Origin of the sequence: Streptomyces sp. NBC_01433, from assembly GCF_026340105.1 — a bacterium.
In the GTDB taxonomy this organism is placed as follows: Bacteria; Actinomycetota; Actinomycetes; order Streptomycetales; family Streptomycetaceae; genus Streptomyces.
Genome location: NZ_JAPEPM010000002.1, coordinates 1,488,071 through 1,504,035, shown reverse-complemented (window position 1 = coordinate 1,504,035; position 15,965 = coordinate 1,488,071). Strand labels below are relative to the sequence as shown.

The 15,965-nt window shown below is 71.6% G+C and carries 16 protein-coding genes; 10 read left to right on the top strand and 6 right to left on the bottom strand.

From position 1 onward, the window contains the following. Window positions 1–101: 101 nt before the first annotated feature. Both OG413_RS34150 and OG413_RS34145 read left to right on the top strand, forming a co-directional pair. Window positions 102–1,574: an AlkA N-terminal domain-containing protein gene (locus OG413_RS34150; protein ID WP_266812331.1), complete on the top strand. Its 1,473-nt coding sequence runs from the start codon at window positions 102–104 to the stop codon at window positions 1,572–1,574. A 27-nt stretch (window positions 1,575–1,601) separates the two neighbouring features. Continuing rightward, window positions 1,602–2,120, top strand: coding sequence for a methylated-DNA--[protein]-cysteine S-methyltransferase (locus OG413_RS34145; RefSeq protein WP_266812329.1), 519 nt, complete (start codon window positions 1,602–1,604; stop codon window positions 2,118–2,120). Between the two features lie 102 nt (window positions 2,121–2,222). Here OG413_RS34145 and OG413_RS34140 read toward each other — a convergent pair whose 3' ends face one another. Next, window positions 2,223–2,807 (bottom strand): TMEM165/GDT1 family protein, encoded by a 585-nt coding sequence (locus OG413_RS34140; RefSeq protein WP_266812328.1) that lies wholly within the window; start codon window positions 2,805–2,807, stop codon window positions 2,223–2,225. 335 nt (window positions 2,808–3,142) lie between these two features. Between OG413_RS34140 and OG413_RS34135 the strand changes: the two genes are divergently transcribed. Next, window positions 3,143–3,547 (top strand): (2Fe-2S) ferredoxin domain-containing protein, encoded by a 405-nt coding sequence (locus tag OG413_RS34135; RefSeq protein WP_266812326.1) that lies wholly within the window; start codon window positions 3,143–3,145, stop codon window positions 3,545–3,547. Between the two features lie 92 nt (window positions 3,548–3,639). Here the strand turns inward: OG413_RS34135 and OG413_RS34130 are convergent, their stop codons facing one another. Continuing rightward, window positions 3,640–4,974 (bottom strand): hypothetical protein, encoded by a 1,335-nt coding sequence (locus OG413_RS34130; RefSeq protein WP_266812324.1) that lies wholly within the window; start codon window positions 4,972–4,974, stop codon window positions 3,640–3,642. Window positions 4,975–5,162: 188 nt separating this feature from the next. Then, complete coding sequence (locus OG413_RS34125) at window positions 5,163–5,657, bottom strand: NUDIX hydrolase (RefSeq protein WP_266812322.1); 495 nt, start codon at window positions 5,655–5,657, stop codon at window positions 5,163–5,165. Window positions 5,658–5,791: 134 nt separating this feature from the next. Here OG413_RS34125 and OG413_RS34120 point away from each other — a divergent pair, with 134 nt between their 5' ends. Continuing rightward, on the top strand, window positions 5,792–6,907 hold the full coding sequence (locus OG413_RS34120; protein ID WP_266812321.1) for a glycerate kinase: 1,116 nt from the start codon (window positions 5,792–5,794) through the stop codon (window positions 6,905–6,907). Window positions 6,908–6,926: 19 nt separating this feature from the next. Here the strand turns inward: OG413_RS34120 and OG413_RS34115 are convergent, their stop codons facing one another. After that, window positions 6,927–7,751 (bottom strand): CdaR family transcriptional regulator, encoded by an 825-nt coding sequence (locus OG413_RS34115; protein ID WP_266812319.1) that lies wholly within the window; start codon window positions 7,749–7,751, stop codon window positions 6,927–6,929. 421 nt (window positions 7,752–8,172) lie between these two features. Here OG413_RS34115 and OG413_RS34110 point away from each other — a divergent pair, with 421 nt between their 5' ends. From OG413_RS34110 to OG413_RS34085, 6 genes are all read left to right on the top strand, one after another. Then, on the top strand, window positions 8,173–8,970 hold the full coding sequence (locus tag OG413_RS34110; RefSeq protein ID WP_266812317.1) for an ABC transporter ATP-binding protein: 798 nt from the start codon (window positions 8,173–8,175) through the stop codon (window positions 8,968–8,970). Continuing rightward, the gene (locus tag OG413_RS34105) at window positions 8,967–9,779 is read left to right on the top strand and encodes an ABC transporter ATP-binding protein (RefSeq protein ID WP_266812315.1); all 813 of its coding nucleotides are present in this window, start codon (window positions 8,967–8,969) and stop codon (window positions 9,777–9,779) included. Before OG413_RS34110 ends, OG413_RS34105 begins: the two co-directional genes overlap by 4 nt. Then, entirely contained in the window at window positions 9,776–10,666 is an 891-nt protein-coding gene (locus OG413_RS34100) for a branched-chain amino acid ABC transporter permease (RefSeq protein WP_073722837.1), read from the top strand. The genes OG413_RS34105 and OG413_RS34100 overlap by 4 nt, the downstream gene beginning before the upstream one ends. 106 nt (window positions 10,667–10,772) lie before the next feature. Continuing rightward, window positions 10,773–11,816: a branched-chain amino acid ABC transporter permease gene (locus OG413_RS34095; RefSeq protein WP_266813255.1), complete on the top strand. Its 1,044-nt coding sequence runs from the start codon at window positions 10,773–10,775 to the stop codon at window positions 11,814–11,816. Continuing rightward, window positions 11,813–13,066: an ABC transporter substrate-binding protein gene (locus OG413_RS34090; protein WP_266812313.1), complete on the top strand. Its 1,254-nt coding sequence runs from the start codon at window positions 11,813–11,815 to the stop codon at window positions 13,064–13,066. The genes OG413_RS34095 and OG413_RS34090 overlap by 4 nt, the downstream gene beginning before the upstream one ends. Window positions 13,067–13,397: 331 nt before the next feature. Further along, window positions 13,398–14,177 (top strand): PIG-L deacetylase family protein, encoded by a 780-nt coding sequence (locus OG413_RS34085; RefSeq protein WP_266812311.1) that lies wholly within the window; start codon window positions 13,398–13,400, stop codon window positions 14,175–14,177. A 123-nt stretch (window positions 14,178–14,300) separates the two neighbouring features. Here the strand turns inward: OG413_RS34085 and pssA are convergent, their stop codons facing one another. Continuing rightward, complete coding sequence (gene pssA, locus OG413_RS34080; RefSeq protein ID WP_266812309.1) at window positions 14,301–15,128, bottom strand: CDP-diacylglycerol--serine O-phosphatidyltransferase; 828 nt, start codon at window positions 15,126–15,128, stop codon at window positions 14,301–14,303. Between the two features lie 22 nt (window positions 15,129–15,150). Next, window positions 15,151–15,798, bottom strand: coding sequence for a phosphatidylserine decarboxylase (locus OG413_RS34075; RefSeq protein ID WP_073722827.1), 648 nt, complete (start codon window positions 15,796–15,798; stop codon window positions 15,151–15,153). Between the last annotated feature and the right edge of the window lie 167 nt (window positions 15,799–15,965).

Genomic DNA, 15,965 nt, shown 5'->3' with positions numbered 1-15,965 from the left:
GCTGTCATGTCACCCGTCACAGCCGCCATGTCGCATTTCCGCGCAACCTTGATGTCGGATTTCCGCCAGCCCTGCCCTCACCGGTGACCGATGCTTGAACCATGCACACCGACACCGAGCGCTGCGTGCGGGCGGTCCAGTCCAAGGACGCCCGCTTCGACGGCTGGTTCTTCACCGCGGTCCTCACCACCCGGATCTACTGCCGTCCCAGCTGCCCCGTCGTACCGCCCAAGGTCCGCAACATGACCTTCTACCCCAGCGCCGCCGCCTGCCAGCAGGCCGGATTCCGGGCCTGCAAGCGCTGCCGGCCCGACACCAGCCCCGGCTCCCCGGAGTGGAACGCCCGCGCCGACTCGGTGGCCCGTGCCATGCGTCTCATCCAGGACGGGGTCGTCGACCGCGAGGGCGTACCGGGTCTCGCGGCCCGGCTCGGCTACTCCGCCCGGCAGATCGAGCGCCAGCTCCTCGCCGAGCTGGGTGCCGGACCCCTGGCCCTGGCCCGCGCCCAGCGGGCCCAGACCGCCCGCCTGCTCATCGAGACCACCGCGCTCCCCATGGCCGAGGTGGCGTTCGCCGCCGGTTTCGCCTCCATCCGCACCTTCAACGACACCGTCCGCGAGGTCTTCGCCCTCGCCCCCGGCGAACTGCGCACCCGGGCCGCCGGGGGGCCCAAGGCGCCCGCCACCCCCGGCGTCATCGCGCTGCGCCTGCCATATCGGGCCCCGCTCAACCCCAGCAACCTCTTCGGGCACCTCGCCGCGACCGCCGTACCCGGCGTCGAGGAATGGCGCGACGGCGCCTACCGCCGCACGCTCACCCTCCCGTACGGGCACGGCATCGTCGCCCTGGCCCCGCAGCCCGACCACATCGCCTGCCGGCTCTCCCTCACCGACCCGCGCGACCTCACGCTCGCCATCAGCCGCTGCCGCTGGCTGCTCGACCTGGACGCCGATCCGGTCGCCGTCGACGAGCAGCTGCGCACCGACCCGCTGCTCGCCCCGCTGGTAGACAAGGCCCCGGGAAGGCGCGTGCCGCGCACCGTCGACGCGGCGGAGTTCGCCGTACGGGCGGTGCTCGGCCAGCAGGTCTCCACCGCCGCGGCCCGTACCCACGCGGCCCGGCTGGTCACCGCCCACGGCGTCCCCGTCGAGGACCCCGAGGGGGGCCTGACCCATCTCTTCCCCACACCGGAGGCGCTCGCGGGGCTCGACCCCGAGTCGCTCGCCCTGCCCCGCAGCCGCCGTACCACCCTCACCACGCTCGTCGCCGCCCTCGCCGACGGATCGCTGCGCCTGGGCAACGACAGCGACTGGGGGCGGGCCCGAGCGGAACTCACCGCGCTGCCCGGCTTCGGCCCCTGGACGGTCGAGGTGATCGCCATGCGGGCACTCGGCGACCCGGACGCCTTCCTGCCCACCGATCTCGGCATCCGCAGGGCGGCGGAACAGCTCGGTCTCCCCGCCACCCCCGCCGCCCTCACCGCACGCGCCGCGGACTGGCGGCCCTGGCGGGCGTACGCGGTCCAGTACCTGTGGACCGTTGACGACCACCCCATCAACCACCTGCCCGCCTGACCGCTGACCGCGAAAGGACCCTCACCCATGTCTGCCGACCACACGGAGACCAAGCAGCACACGGTCACCGACAGCCCGTACGGACCCCTGACGCTCGTCGCCACGGACGGCGTCCTGTCCGCCATCTATATGACCGGGCAGCGCCACCGCCCCCCGGAGGAGACCTTCGGCGAGCCCGACCCGCGCCCGTTCCCCGAGGTGATCCGCCAGTTGGAGGCGTACTTCGCGGGCGAGCTGACGGAGTTCGACCTGCCGCTGCGGCTGGCCGGAACCCCGTTCCAGCAGAGTGTCTGGGCCGAGCTGCTGAAGATCCCGTACGGGGAGACCCGCTCCTACGGCGAGCTGGCCGAGCAGCTCGGCAAGCCCGGCGCCTCCCGGGCGGTCGGCCTCGCCAACGGCAAGAATCCGGTCTCGATCGTCGTCCCGTGCCACCGGGTCATCGGCGCGTCGGGCAGCCTCACCGGATACGGCGGCGGGCTCGACCGCAAGCAGCGGCTGCTCGCCTTCGAGAACGGTACGGAGAATGACGTACCGGCACTGTTCTGAGCCGCCCCCACGGCCCCGCGGCCCAGGGCTCTGTACGGCCCCATGGCCCGGCGGCGGGAGCCGGGCCCCTAGGCGCCCCGCTCCCGCCGCACATACGCCGCGTCAGGCGGTGAAGATCTCCACGACCGACCAGATGGCGAGGCCGAGCATGCAGATACCGCCGATGCGCTGAACGGTCTTCAGGGGCACCCGCTTGGCGATGAAGCGCCCCGCCAGCAGTGCCAGCGCGGAGACGGACATCAGGGCGGCGGCCGAACCGATCGCCGTGGACCACGTGCCGTTGCTCGCCGCGAGGTTGGCGGTGGTGATCTGGGTGAGGTCGCCCCATTCGCTGATGAAGACCGCCATGAACGCGGTCGAGTAGACCGGCCAGAAGCCGGTCACGGTCTTGACCTCGCCGTCCTCCTCGTCGTCGCCGCTCCCGCTGCGCAGCAGCATGAACGCGCCGAACGCGAAGAGCGAGGCCGAGACAAGCTTGACGATCCAGTCGGGCAGCAGCCCGATCAGGCTGCCGGCACCGACCGCGATGGCCACATGCACGATGAACGCGGACGAGGTGCCGAACCAGACATAGAGCGGACGCATGCGCGTGCCCATGGCCAGCGAGGCGAACATCGTCTTGTCGGGGAGCTCCGCGAGGAAGATCAGCCCGAAGGCGGTAAGGATCGCCAGTGGGTCGAGATGCATTCCGGGTGGCTTTCTGTTGAGAGCCGGGCCCCGGGTCTCGCGAAGCGCCGTTCGGGCTTTTCGGAGGACCACTCGGCCCGGCATGACGGCAGCGCCCGCAGGGCACGGGCGTGTCATACCTGACCGAAGGTCTCGCCCGCCCGTAAGCGTCTACGGGCCCGGCCACCGGGAACCCGAGGGTTCCAGTGTGTCGACGACCGGTTTGCGGGGCTACTCCCCTTCGCAGCCATCAACACTACCCCACCCGGTCCGCCGGGAGTACAACTGTTCGAGATGGGGTGCGCTCGGTAGAGTCGCCGGTGATCATCAGCGCCGTCACGACCGGAAGTGCCCGCATGAGCCGTCGCCCCCGCAAGGCCGCCCCCGCCGAGGGCCCGCCCCGGCCCACCGTCAGTGTCTGCCGGGGCTGCTGCTGCGGGACGGAGAAGATCCCCGGCGTGGACCACGCCGGGCAGCTCGCCCAGTTGCGGGAATCTCTCGGCCGCGCCGCCACGGTGCGTGCGGTGGAGTGCCTGGACGCCTGTGAGCAGGGCAACGTCATCGTCGTACAGCCCTCGTCCGACGGCCGGCGGGCCGGGGGCCGCCCCGTCTGGCTGGGTCTGGTCAACGACCCGGACGCCGTGGCGGACATAGCGACCTGGGCGGCGGCGGGCGGTCCGGGGCTCGTGGACGCTCCGGAGATCCTCGACCTGTACGTCTTCAAGCCCTCGCGCCGCGTCCAGGCGGAACTCGACCACTAGCCCGTATCCGCAGCCCGTATCCGCAGCCCGTATCCGCAGGCCGTGTTCGCCGTCCGTGTCCGCGATGCCCCGGTCGCTGCGCGAGGCCGCCGTCAGAGCGCGGGAACAACAGGGCTGAACGGCGACGGGGTCCGCCCCGTCCAGGTGTTGAGCACGGCGGTCGCGGTCTGCTTGGTGACCCCGCCGTCCTGGACCGTGCCGCTGCGCGTCACGTAGAAGCGTCCGTCGTCGAGCGAGACCAGCCCGTACTGGCCGTACTGGCCGTACTGACCGGGGGCCGGCCAGCCGTACGTCCCGGTCGGTGCGTCGTGCAGGCCCCCGCGCAGCAGCGGGAGCAGCAGCCCGCGCTCGGGCCTCTGCTGCCCGCGGACGGGACCCCGTACCGGCTTCTTCGCGCCGTCGAGCGCGAAGACCGTGTAGTTGGGGAAGCCCGGCTTGGTGCCCTTGTAGGCGGCCAGCAGCCAGTTGCCGCTGTACCCGTCGAACTCCAGATTCTGCACGCCGTACGTGGTGTTCCCGGTGTACGCGAAGTACTTGCCGCCGACCCGCGCGGGGCCGCTGGTGTGCGGGGCGGCCTCGGTCAGCGGACGCTCGTACTTCCTCCACCGCCCGATGTCGTACTGGAGCAGGACCTGGTGGTCGTTGTCCGTGCGCGCGGTGTTGGCGTACACGCCGTACGCGACGGTCAGCCGCTGCTTCCCGTGCTTCCTGCCGAACTCCGGGCCGAAGGCCACCCCGTCGATGCCGCTGCAGCCGTACCGGTGGTCGGGGGTGTTGCCGGTGTCCCCGTCGAAGACCCCGTCGCCGTTCATGTCGGCCGTGAAGTCCCGTACGACCTCCTTGAGATAGACGGTCGAGACGACACCCGTGGCCTGGGCGTCCATGCCCATGCGGTTGATGCGGTCACCGTCGAGGATCGCGATGTAGAACGACTTCGCGGCCTTGTACTCCAGCGAGCCGTAGACCCTGCCGTCCCGCGCGTTGAAGTCCAGATCACCGAGGTGCCCGGTGAAGCCGGTGACCGAACCCACCGGCCTGCCCGTGAGGTCGGTCTTGACCAGCAGATTCGTGAACGAGAAGTACAGGAAGCCCTTGCGGCGGTCGATGGCCATGCCCTGGACATGACCGGACTGCCAGGCGCCGCCGTCGACCGACGACGGCAACCGGCGCGGAACGCCCACCTGTTGCCCGTCCGGTGCGCCGGTCCGCGCGGCGGATGAGGGGGCGAGCGCCGGAGTGGATACGGAGCCGAGTGCGGGGGTGGATACGGAGCCGAGTGCGGGGGTGGATACGAGGGTGGGTGCGGGTACGGGGACGGGTGCGGCAGCCGCTGCCGCACCTCCCGCCGTGCCGACAACCGCCGTACAGGCCAGTGCCGTTGTCGCAGTCTTCCACAGGCCGCCGAAATGTCCCTTGAGTCTGCGCATGACCCCTCCGCTGTCGTGGAGCTCGGATGATGCCGGGCGTGGATGCACGACGGACCAATGGCGCGTGAACGAGCGAGTCCGGCGCGCGGCGGCACTCCAGAGATTGGCATGGGCATGGTGATCGAAGCGAGAGGGCGTACCGCGTGCGCGTACCGCCCGCACGTATCCGAGGTGCGGTGGGTCCCGGTTCAGGAGGCGACCGGCTTGCCGTCCTCCAACTCCACTGTTCCCGCTCCGGAGTTCACCACCTCCAGCCCCGCCCGCACCCGCAGCCGCAGGGTGCCCGGCAGATGGTCGTCCAGTTCGGCGGGCTCCACCAGCTTCCAGGACAGAAGTTCCTCCTCCTGGAGCCGGATCGCCGCGAACTGCTCCTCGGTCAGCACTCCTCCGTCGTACAGATACGCGGCGATCGGCGGCCGAGCCGTGCCGCGCGTCCAGTCGACGGCGAGCAGCCGGCCCGGTTCCAGGTCGAGCCCGATCTCCTCGGCCGTCTCCCGGCGTGCCCCCTGCCGAGGGCTCTCGCCGGTGTCGGACTCGACCGTTCCGCCGGGCAGGGCCCAGCCGTCCCGGTAGTTCGGCTCGACGAGCAGGACCCGGCCCCGGCCGTCGCGGAACAGCGAGGCCGCGGCTGCCAGGACCCGGGGGAGTCCGGCGATGTACGTGGCGTAGTCAGTGGTGGTCACCCCACGCAGCGTAGTGGGGCGGCCGGGTGCGCTTCTGAACGCCCATGGGCAGATCAGGGGTCCTGCGGATAGGGTCGGGGCGGCGCGACTGCCTGTTCGAAAGCAAGGGATGCAAGGTGACGGACGGAGCAGAGATGGAGACCGCGCGCGTGCTCGTCGCGGCGGACAAGTTCAAGGGCTCGCTCACGGCCGTACAGGTCGCGGAGCGGGTGACGGCCGGGCTGCGGTCCGTCGTCCCCGATGTGCGGGTCGAGACCCTGCCCGTCGCGGACGGTGGCGACGGCACGGTCGCGGCGGCGGTGGCCGCCGGATTCGAGCGCCGCGAGGCGCGGGTGACCGGCCCGCTCGGGGAACCGGTGACCGCGGCGTACGCGCTGCGCGAGGGCACCGCGGTGGTGGAGATGGCCGAGGCATCGGGCCTCCAGCACCTCCCCGCAGGGGTGTTCGCCCCGCTCACGGCCACCACGTACGGCTCCGGCGAACTGCTGCGGGCCGTGCTCGACGCGGGCGCCCGGACCGTGGTGTTCGGGGTCGGCGGCAGCGCCACCACGGACGGGGGCGCGGGCATGCTGGCCGCGCTCGGCGCCCGCTTCCTGGACGCGGACGGCAAACCCGTCGGCCCCGGCGGGGGCGGCCTCGCCGATCTGGCCGAGGCCGAGCTGTCGGGGCTCGACCCGCGCCTCGCGGACGTCGACCTGATCCTGGCCAGCGACGTGGACAACCCGCTGACCGGGCCGAAGGGCGCCCCCGAGGTGTACGGGCGGCAGAAGGGCGCGACCGAGGAGGACATCGCGGTCCTCGACGCGGCCCTCACCCACTACGCCTCGGTCCTGGGCCCCGAGTACGCCGCACTGCCCGGCGCGGGCGCGGCCGGAGGCATCGGCTACGGGGCGCTGGTCGCCCTCGGTGCCCGCTTCCGGCCCGGCATCGAGGTCATGCTGGACGTCCTCGGCTTCGCCCCGGCGCTCGCCCGGGCCACGCTGGTCATCACCGGCGAGGGCTCACTGGACGAGCAGACCCTGCACGGCAAGGCCCCGGCGGGCGTCGCCGCTGCCGCCCGCGCCGCCGGTCTCGAAGTCGTCGCGGTCTGTGGCCGGCTCGCCCTGTCGCCGGAGGCACTGGGCACGGCGGGCATCCGGCGCGCCTACGCCCTCACCGAACTGGAACCGGATCCGGCGGTCTCCATGGCCCAGGCCGGTCCGCTGCTGGAGCGGGTGGCCGCTTCGATCGCCCGGGACTTCCTGAGCTGACGGCGGGCGGCACGTTCGGTCACGGGGGTTCAGGGGCGCGGTCACAGGCCCCCGGACCCCCGTCCGCGTACGCCGCCCGCCCCGCGGGCCACACGTGTTTCGCGGGCCATGCCGGTGGCGGCGGCAGCCGGAACGCGTCCAGCGCCAGCATGACCTCGATCAGCTCGCGCGGCGTCGACAACGAGCGCGACGTCAGCCGCTCCAGCCGCCGCAAGCGGTTGAACACCGTGTTCCGGTGGCAGCGCAGGCGTTCCGCGGTCCGCCCCACTGACCCATCGCACTCCAGCCACTTCTCCAGCGTCCCCACCAGCAGCGCCCGCTCCGCCGGAGCCAGGGCCAGGAGCGGGCCGAACACCTCGGTGACCAGCGTGGCGGCCAGCTCCGGCCGGCTCACCACCAGAGCGGACGGCAGCCGCTCGTCCAGCCGGACGATCTCCCGTGTCCGCGGGGCGCAGGTCAGCAGCGCGAAGCCGGCCAGCCTGCGGGCCAGGCCGAGTTCGGCCAAGCCGTCCACCACCGGGCTGATCCCGCCCGGACCGGCGTCCCGCTCCGTCAGCAGCGCGGCAGGCTCGGCAAGGCTCCCGTCCCCCAGTGCGACGACGGCGATCTCGCAGTCCGCCCGCGTCCGCCAGCACCACCGCACGCCGTCCGCGTCCCGGGCCCACCGCACCGGCCCGTGCCGGGTCGGCCCACCGTGTCCGGTGCCCAGGACCGCCACCGCGTAACGCCCCCGCTCGGGCAGCCCCAGGCCCGCCGCCGCGCGCCGGGCGAGGCCCGGCGACGGGCGGCCCTCCAGCAACGCGTCGAGCAGCGCCTGGGCCCGCTCGTCACTGCGCCGCTGCATCCTCTGCTCCGTTCCGCGGGCTCTGCGGCCGCTCATGCCCGGTGAGGATGCCACCGGCGGCGGCGGGCGCGAGCCCGCGTCACCGCCCTCTGTGCGCGTGCACAACCACGCCCTTCACTCGCTGGTCACCCGCATCGAGTCGGTCCCGCGCCGTGGACGCACGGGCCGCCCGGTGCTGGTCTGTGGCACCACACGACGCACACCGACGACGCGACACGTGACATGGCACAGCGCACCGCACGCAGCGCACCACACACCGCGCACCCATGGCGTGACAGGTGACATGGCACCGCACGACGTACATCCCACAACGCGACACGCGACACGTGACATGGCACCGCGCACCAGCGCGACGCGGCACGGCACGGCACGGCACAACACCAACGCGACACAACACGACAAGGCGGAAGGAGGAGGACGCATGGCAACGCTAGAGATCCGCGCACTGTCCGTGGGCTACGGCCCGGTACGGGCCCTGCGCGATGTCTCCGTCGACGTGCCGGCCGGCGCGATCACCGCCGTACTCGGTGGCAACGGCGCCGGCAAGACCACGCTGCTGCGGGCCGTATCGCGGACCCTCGGCTTCCACCGCGGGACGGGCACGGGCACCATCCGCCTCGACGGCCGGCCCCTGGACGGGCTGCGGCCCGCCCAGGTGGTGGCCGCGGGAGTGGTCCAGGTGCCGGAAGGGCGGCAGGTGTTCGCCCGGATGACGGTGGCCGACAATCTGCGGGCGGGCGCACTGGGGGCCCGCGGCGGGCGCAAGGACGTGGCCGCCGCGCTGGCCCGCGTACACGAACTGTTCCCGGTGCTCGCCGAACGCGCGCACCAGCGGGCCGGGCTGCTGTCCGGCGGCGAACAGCAGATGCTGGCGATGGGGCGGGCGCTGATGGCCGGGCCCCGGCTCCTCCTGCTGGACGAGCCGTCACTCGGTCTCGCCCCGCTGATGGCGGCCAGGATCGCCGAGACCATCCAGGAGATCAACGCGACCGGCACCTCCGTCATGCTCGTCGAGCAGAACGCGTCCATCGCCCTGCGGCTCGCCTCGACCGCGTACGTCCTGGACGTCGGCGAGGTCGCCCTGTCCGGACCGGCCGACGAACTCGCCGCGTCCGACGAGGTGCGCCGCCGCTATCTCGGCGTCGTGGACGAGACGGCCGCCGAGGACGCCGACCCGGCGGGCCGGTCCGCGCGCACCCTGAGCAGGTGGTCCGCGTGAGGACCGCACCGTCCGCCACCCCGGCGGCCACCGGGGCACCCGCCCCCGCCGCGCTCACCGTCCGCGACGTGACCGTGCGCTTCGCCGGGCTCACCGCCCTCGACGGCGTCTCGTTCACCGTCGAGCCGGGCAGTGTGCACGCCGTCATCGGCCCCAACGGCGCGGGCAAGTCCACCTGCTTCAACGTGCTTTCCGGTGTCTATCGCGCCACCTCGGGCAGCGTCCACCTCGGCACCACCGAGCTGACCGGCCTCCCGCCGCACCGGATCGCCGGACTCGGCGTCGCGCGCACCTTCCAGAACCTGGCGCTGCCACCGCACGCCACGGTCGCCGACAGCCTGCTGCTCGGCCGCCACCGCCTCACCCGTGCCGGGTTCCTCGCCACCGGTCTGCGCCTGCCGTCCGCGGCCCACGAGGAGCGGCGCCATCTGGACCGGGTTCGTCAGATCGCCGAATTCATCGGCCTGGAGAAGGAGTTGGAGCGTCCCGCCGGGGCCCTCCCGTACGGACAGCAGAAGCTTGTCGAGTTCGGCCGCGCCCTGTGCATGGAGCCACAGGTGCTGCTGCTGGACGAACCCATCGCCGGGATGACCGCCGACGAACGGCGCCGTACCGCGGCCGTCGTGGCGAATGTGCGCGACAGCCTCGGCATCTCGATCGTGCTGGTCGAGCACGACATGGGGGTGGTGATGCGGCTCGCGGACGCGGTGACCGTACTCGACTTCGGACGCAGGATCGCGGGCGGTACACCCGCCGAGGTCCAGAACGACCCGGCCGTCGTCCAGGCCTACTTGGGGGCACCGGAATGACCACGTTCATCGAACTCCTCCTCGGCGGGCTGTCGATCGGTTCGGTCTACGCGCTGATCGCGCTCGGCTTCGTCGTCATCTTCAAGGCCACCGAAGTCGTCAACTTCGCCCACGCCTCCCTCCTGCTGGCGGGCGGCTACGTCACCGCCGTGCTCCACGACGACATCGGCTTCTGGCCCGCGCTCGGCGTAGGTATCGCGGGTGCCGCGGTCGTCGGCGCCGCGATCGAGTTCTTCGTGATGCGCCGCTACCGGGGCAGCGACCACAGCGTCCTGGCCATCGTCACCATCGGCGTCGACATCCTGCTGACCACCGAACTCACCCGCCGCATGGGCACGGACGTACTGGCACTCGGCGACCCGTGGGGCGACGAGGTCGTCACCGTCGGCGGGGTCACCCTCGCCCAGACCCGCATCGCCGCGTTCGTCGCGGCCGGGCTGCTCATCACGGTGTTCCTGCTCGCCTTCCGCTACACCTCGTGGGGTGTGTCGATGCGAGCCGCCGCCGAGAACCCGCAGACGGCGGCACTGATGGGGATCAAGCTCGGCCGGGTCTCGCTCGCCGCGTGGGCGGTCGCCGGAGCTCTTGCCGCCGTCGCCGCGCTCTTCCTCACCGTGTTCCCGACCCCCGGCCTCGAACGGGCCACCTCGCTCGCCGCGCTCAAGGCGTTCCCCGCCGCGATCCTCGGCGGCCTCGACTCCACGACGGGGGCACTCGCCGGCGGACTCATCGTCGGTGTCACCGAGTCGCTCGCCACCGGCTACCAGAGCGATCTCTCCTTCCTCGGCCGGGGCATCGGCGATCTCGCGCCCTATCTGGTGATGGTGATCGTGCTGCTCATCCGGCCCGCGGGACTCTTCGGTACGAAGGAGCTCGCCCGTGTCTGACGCCACCACCGGACCCACCACCGGACCCACCACCGGACCCACCACCGAACCCACCACCGAACCCACGACGGGGGCCGCAGGGACGACGGGGACCTTCGCCGACCGGCTGCGCCGCCCCCGTACGTACCTCCTGCTCATCGGTTCGGTCCTGCTGCTGGCCTTTCCGTTCTACCTGGACCGCTTCTGGCTCCAGGCCGGACTCTTCGCGATGGCCGCCGCGATCGGGGCCATCGGCATCAACCTCCTCACCGGAGCCACGGGCCAGCTCTCCATGGGCCACGCCTTCTTCCTCGCCGTGGGCGCGTACGGCTACTGCGTCCTGGCGGGGGAGAGCGGCACCGAGGACGGGCACGCGCTCAGCGGCCTCGGTCTGCCGACCTGGCTCGCGGCGATCCTCGCCGTGCTGCTCGCGGGAGCCGCCGGCGGGGTCTTCAGCCCCATCGCGGGGCGGCTGCGCGGCGCGTACCTCGGTATCGCCACCCTCGCGCTGATCTTCATCGGCCAGCATGTGCTGTTCAACGCGGGCTCGCTCACCGGCGGCTTCAACGGCCGCGCCGTACCGCCGCTCTCGGTGTTCGGGTTCACCTTCGACGACAGCGAACTCGTCGTCGCCGCCGTGCCGTTCCAGTCCGCCGAGAAGCTCTGGTACGTGGCCCTGCTCGCGCTGCTCGTCAGCGGCCTGTTCGCCCGCGGGGTGCTGCGCGGCAGGCCGGGCCGGGCCATGAACGCCATCCGGGACCACCGGATCGCCGCAGGCGTGATGGGCGTGCCGGTCGCCCGCTACCGGGCCGGGGTGTTCGTCCTGTCCTCGATGTACGCGGGCCTGGCGGGCGTCCTGCTCGCCCTGCTCTTCCAGCGGACCGTGCCCGAGTACTTCGGCATGATCCTGTCGCTCGAATACCTCGCCATGATCGTCATCGGCGGGCTCGGCAGCGTCGCGGGAGCGGTCGTCGGCGCGGCCTTCGTCTCCCTGCTCCCGCAGGTGCTCACTCACTACAGTGACTCCCTCCCGCTGGTATCCGCCCCCGGTACGGGCGGACTCGCACCGGGTGAGGCGTCCCGCTATCTGTACGGCGCCGCGGTGGTCGCGGTGGTCCTGTTCCTGCCCGGCGGCATCGCGCGTCTGAAGAAATCTGGGGAGAAGAAATGAAACTGAGAGCACTCACGGCCGTGGTCGCGGCACTCACCGTCACCCTTGTGGGATGCAGCGGGAAGGCCACCGAGGGGGACGGCAACGAGAAGGACAAGAGCGGGGTCAAGACCGGCGAGGGGGTCACCTCCTCGAAGATCTCCCTCGGCGCCCTGACCGACATGACCGGGGTGTACGCCTCGCTGGGCAAGAGCGTCACCCAGGCCCAGCAGCTGTGGGTGAAGGAGACCAACGCCGCGGGCGGGATCTGTGACCGGAAGATCGAACTGACGGTCCGTGACCACGGCTACGACCCGCAGAAGGCCATCGCCGCCTACACCGAACTGGAGCCGGAGGTACTGGGCTTCACCCAGTTCATCGGCTCCCCGTTCGTGGCCGCCGTCGAGCAGCGCATCGACGGCCAGGACAAGGGGCTCGTCCTGCCGCAGGCCTGGTCGGCGAGTCTGCTCGGCTCGAAGTACGTACGGGTCATCGGCGCCACGTACGACATCGAGACGATCAACCTGCTCGACTATCTGCTGACCGAGAAGCGCATCGCCAAGGGCGACACGATCGGTCATGTCTACTTCGAGGGCGACTACGGCGAGAACGCCCTGGCCGGCTCGAAGTACGCGGCGAAGGAACTGGGCCTCAGCGTGTTCGAGCAGAAGATCAAGCCGACCGACAACGACATGACCGCCCAGGTCGCCGCGCTCAAGCAGGCCGGTGTGAAGGCGGTCATCGTGAGCGCGGGTCCGCGCCAGGCCGCCTCGCTCGTCGGTGTGGCCGCCGCCACCGGCTTCGACGTGCCGGTCGTCGGCAACAACTCGGCCTTCGCGCCGCAGCTGTTGAAGACCCAGGCGGGCCCGGCCCTGCTCAAGGACTACTACGTCGCCGCCTCCACCCTGCCGATCGGCGACCCGGGCGCCGGCCCGTCGAAGCTGGCCAAGGACTACGCGGCCCAGTACCCGAAGGACGGGCTCGACAACGGCGTCGTCGCCGGATACACGGCGGCGTCCGTCTACGGCGAGGCGCTGAAGAAGGCGTGCGAGTCCAAGGACCTCACCCGTGCGGGAATCGACAAGGCGCTGCTCACGATCAAGGGGTACGGGGCGGACTTCGGGATGTCGCACGACTTCTCGGACCCGGCGGCACCGTCCACCCGGCAGAGCGTCATCATGAAGCCCGACGCCAAGACCCCCGGTGGCCTGAAGGTGATCCGCCCGGCCGCGGTGGCCCCGGCCGCCGAGTCCTTCACATTGAAGCCGTGACGCGCCGAGTCCCGCACGTCGAAGCCCTGACCTCGCCCTGACCCGGTCGGGCGCTGAATCCCCCAGCACACGATGAACGCCCGAACAGGTTCTGGCCGGACCCCGGCCGGACCCGTTCGGGCGTCCTCGTACCCGTGCGACGACGACCGTCGGCGCGCGACCCGCTCGCGGAGCCGCGCCCGGCGGTCAGGGCCCCTTCGGCAACGCGTCGGCCGTTTGGTCTGGACCAAATCGCGGTGGTGATGGTTAGCTCCATTCCGACCGGGCCCGCGCCCGGCCGACCGGGCCCATCGCGCCCACCACCCCTGCCGCAGCACTTCCGGAGCACCACATGTCCTCCCTGCCCATATCCGAACCACCCCCCTGGCGCACCGTCATCCTCTCGCCGCACTTCGACGACGCCGTACTGTCCCTGGCCGGACTGCTGTCCGAACTACCGGGCCCCATCGCCGTCGTCACCGTCCACGGCGGAGCCCCGGACGCCGGCGTCCAGGCCTCCGGATGGGACGACCTCTGCGGCTTCTCCACCGGCGCGGAGGCCCACCGGGTCCGCCGGGCCGAGGACGCGCGGGCCTGCGCGCTGCTCGGCGTCGAGCAGGTGACGATCGACCATCCCGACGGCCCGTACGTCGAGGGCGGGCTCCAGCCCACCGCGCTGGACACGCTGCTGAGGAGCCTCGCCCCCGGCACCCGGGTCCTCACCCCGCTCGGCACCAACCAGCGCGACCACCGGGCCGTACGGCTGCGCGCCATGCGGGTCCTCGCCGACATGGGAGCCCCCGCACCCTGGGTGTACGCCGACCTGCCGTACACCGGGCACCTGCCCGAGTGGGACACCGCGCAGGCGTGCGAGGCCCTGGCGGAGAGCGAGGCGCACGGCCTCGCGTACCAGGAGCTGCGGCGCGACCACCGCGTCGCCGTCCGGCACGAACTGCGGCTGTCCGACGACCGGTGGGCGGCGAAGCGGGAGGCGGTCCTGTGCCACGCCTCGCAGCTCGCCGCGCTCGTCCCCGGCCATGGCGACTTCCTGGTCCGGAACGGACCGCTGCGCACCGAGCGGATCTGGAGCCTGGAACCCCTGAGGGCTGTCCCGGCCGACCCCGCCCGGTAGCGAGAACACAGGCGTACCGCGGACACAGGCGTACCGCGGACACAGGCGTACCGCGGACACACGCGTGAGGGCCCGGATGCTGGGGAGCATCCGGGCCCTCACGCGTGTGTCCGCGGTCTGTGGCTACGGCAGCTGTGCCGCCCGTGCCTCGCGGCGGTTGTCGCGGAACGTGTTCACGCGCCGTGCCGTCGCGAAGAGCGGGATCACCGCACCCAGCACGACCTGGAGGGCGCAGCCGGTCTGGAGGAGCAGCTGACCGCCGGGGGCGTCGAAGGCCCATGCGGCGAGCAGTCCCATGGCGGCCACGATCCAGCTGAGCATCGCCACCGCGAGAACACCGCGCGGCTTGGGGTACTCGACCCGGCTCACCATCAGCCACGCCACACCGATGATCGCGAGGAGCGTCGGTACGAAGGGCAGCTCCAGGAGCACGATCGAGACGACCGTCAGCGCTCCGAAGGGGCTCGGCATGCCCTGGAACATGCCGTCCTTCAGCGTCACGCAGGAGAATCTCGCCAGCCTGAGCACCACCGCCAGCAGCACCACGATCGCGGCCAGCGCCGACACCCGCTGGTAGGCGTCGTCCGCGACCATTCCGTACACGAGCACGAAGTAGGCCGGGGCGAGCCCGAAGCTGATCAGGTCCGAGAGGTTGTCCAGCTCGGCGCCCATGGGGGAGGAGCGCAGCTTGCGTGCCACGAGCCCGTCGAACAGGTCGAAGACCGCTGCCATGAGCATGAGGATGACCGCGGTGGCCGCCGAGTGCCGGGCCATGCCGGACTCGTCGCTGCCCGTGAGATGCGGGATGAGGATGCCCGTGGTGGTGAAGTACACCGCCATGAATCCGCACGTGGCGTTACCGAGGGTGAGGGTGTCCGCTATCGACAGCCGCATCGAGAGCGGCATGTCCTCCGTGCCGTCGGAGTCGTTCTCCTCGGCGCTCTGCGGCACCCAGCCTGTCTGTGTCTCTGGATCAATCACGGTCAATTCGAGTCACCCCCGCGGTGGTGGCCTGGCCGACCTCGACCGCGACATCGATACCTTCCGGAAGGTAGATGTCGACGCGCGAGCCGAAGCGGATCAGGCCGATGCGCTCGCCCTGCTCCACCTTCGTACCCTGCGGGAGGTACGGCACGATGCGACGGGCGACCGCTCCGGCGATCTGCACCATCTCGATGTCGCCGAGCTCGGTGTCGAAGTGCCAGACAACGCGCTCGTTGTTCTCGCTCTCCTTGTTGAACGCCGGAACGAAGCCGCCGGGAATGTGCTCGACGGACGTCACGGTGCCGGCCAGCGGCGCCCGGTTGACGTGGACATTCAGAGGGCTCATGAAGATCGCGACGCGGGTGCGTCCGTCCTTCCACGGCATGATGCTCTGCACCACGCCGTCGGCCGGAGAGATGACCCGGCCCTCGGTGATCTCGCGCTCGGGGTCACGGAAGAACCAGAGCATGCCCGCCGCGAGCGCGGTGGTGGGCACGGCCACTGCTGCCCAGCGCCCGGACTTGCGGGCCCGGGTGAGGCTGAGAGCGGCGGTGGCGACGGTCGGCAGGAGCCACGGCGATGCTCCGCGTGCGATGCGGACCCCACCGCGTGATGCGGAGGTATGGCTGTCGGGCATGAATGACCTTCGTAGCGGATGATGCCGCGCTGGCAACGGGGGACGGCGGCTTTCCGGCGATGCTATCGGTTGCGAGCCGCAACTGGGCAAGCCAGCAGCCGAGTCGGACAGCTCAGAGGCACCGGCCGAGGATGACAGGGTGTGATGTTCTTCGCGACTAAATCACC

Excerpts from the sequence above, each read along its gene's own strand:
- OG413_RS34130 (WP_266812324.1), bottom strand. The coding sequence starts at position 4,974 with ATGCGCAGACTCAAGGGACATTTCGGCGGCCTGTGGAAGACTGCGACA.
- OG413_RS34075 (WP_073722827.1), bottom strand. The coding sequence starts at position 15,798 with ATGCCCGACAGCCATACCTCCGCATCACGCGGTGGGGTCCGCATCGCA.
- OG413_RS34110 (WP_266812317.1), top strand. The coding sequence starts at position 8,173 with ATGGCAACGCTAGAGATCCGCGCACTGTCCGTGGGCTACGGCCCGGTA.
- OG413_RS34135 (WP_266812326.1), top strand. The coding sequence starts at position 3,143 with ATGAGCCGTCGCCCCCGCAAGGCCGCCCCCGCCGAGGGCCCGCCCCGG.
- OG413_RS34100 (WP_073722837.1), top strand. The coding sequence starts at position 9,776 with ATGACCACGTTCATCGAACTCCTCCTCGGCGGGCTGTCGATCGGTTCG.
- OG413_RS34150 (WP_266812331.1), top strand. The coding sequence starts at position 102 with ATGCACACCGACACCGAGCGCTGCGTGCGGGCGGTCCAGTCCAAGGAC.
- OG413_RS34090 (WP_266812313.1), top strand. The coding sequence starts at position 11,813 with ATGAAACTGAGAGCACTCACGGCCGTGGTCGCGGCACTCACCGTCACC.
- OG413_RS34140 (WP_266812328.1), bottom strand. The coding sequence starts at position 2,807 with ATGCATCTCGACCCACTGGCGATCCTTACCGCCTTCGGGCTGATCTTC.
- OG413_RS34085 (WP_266812311.1), top strand. The coding sequence starts at position 13,398 with ATGTCCTCCCTGCCCATATCCGAACCACCCCCCTGGCGCACCGTCATC.
- OG413_RS34120 (WP_266812321.1), top strand. The coding sequence starts at position 5,792 with ATGGAGACCGCGCGCGTGCTCGTCGCGGCGGACAAGTTCAAGGGCTCG.
- OG413_RS34115 (WP_266812319.1), bottom strand. The coding sequence starts at position 7,751 with ATGCAGCGGCGCAGTGACGAGCGGGCCCAGGCGCTGCTCGACGCGTTG.
- OG413_RS34145 (WP_266812329.1), top strand. The coding sequence starts at position 1,602 with ATGTCTGCCGACCACACGGAGACCAAGCAGCACACGGTCACCGACAGC.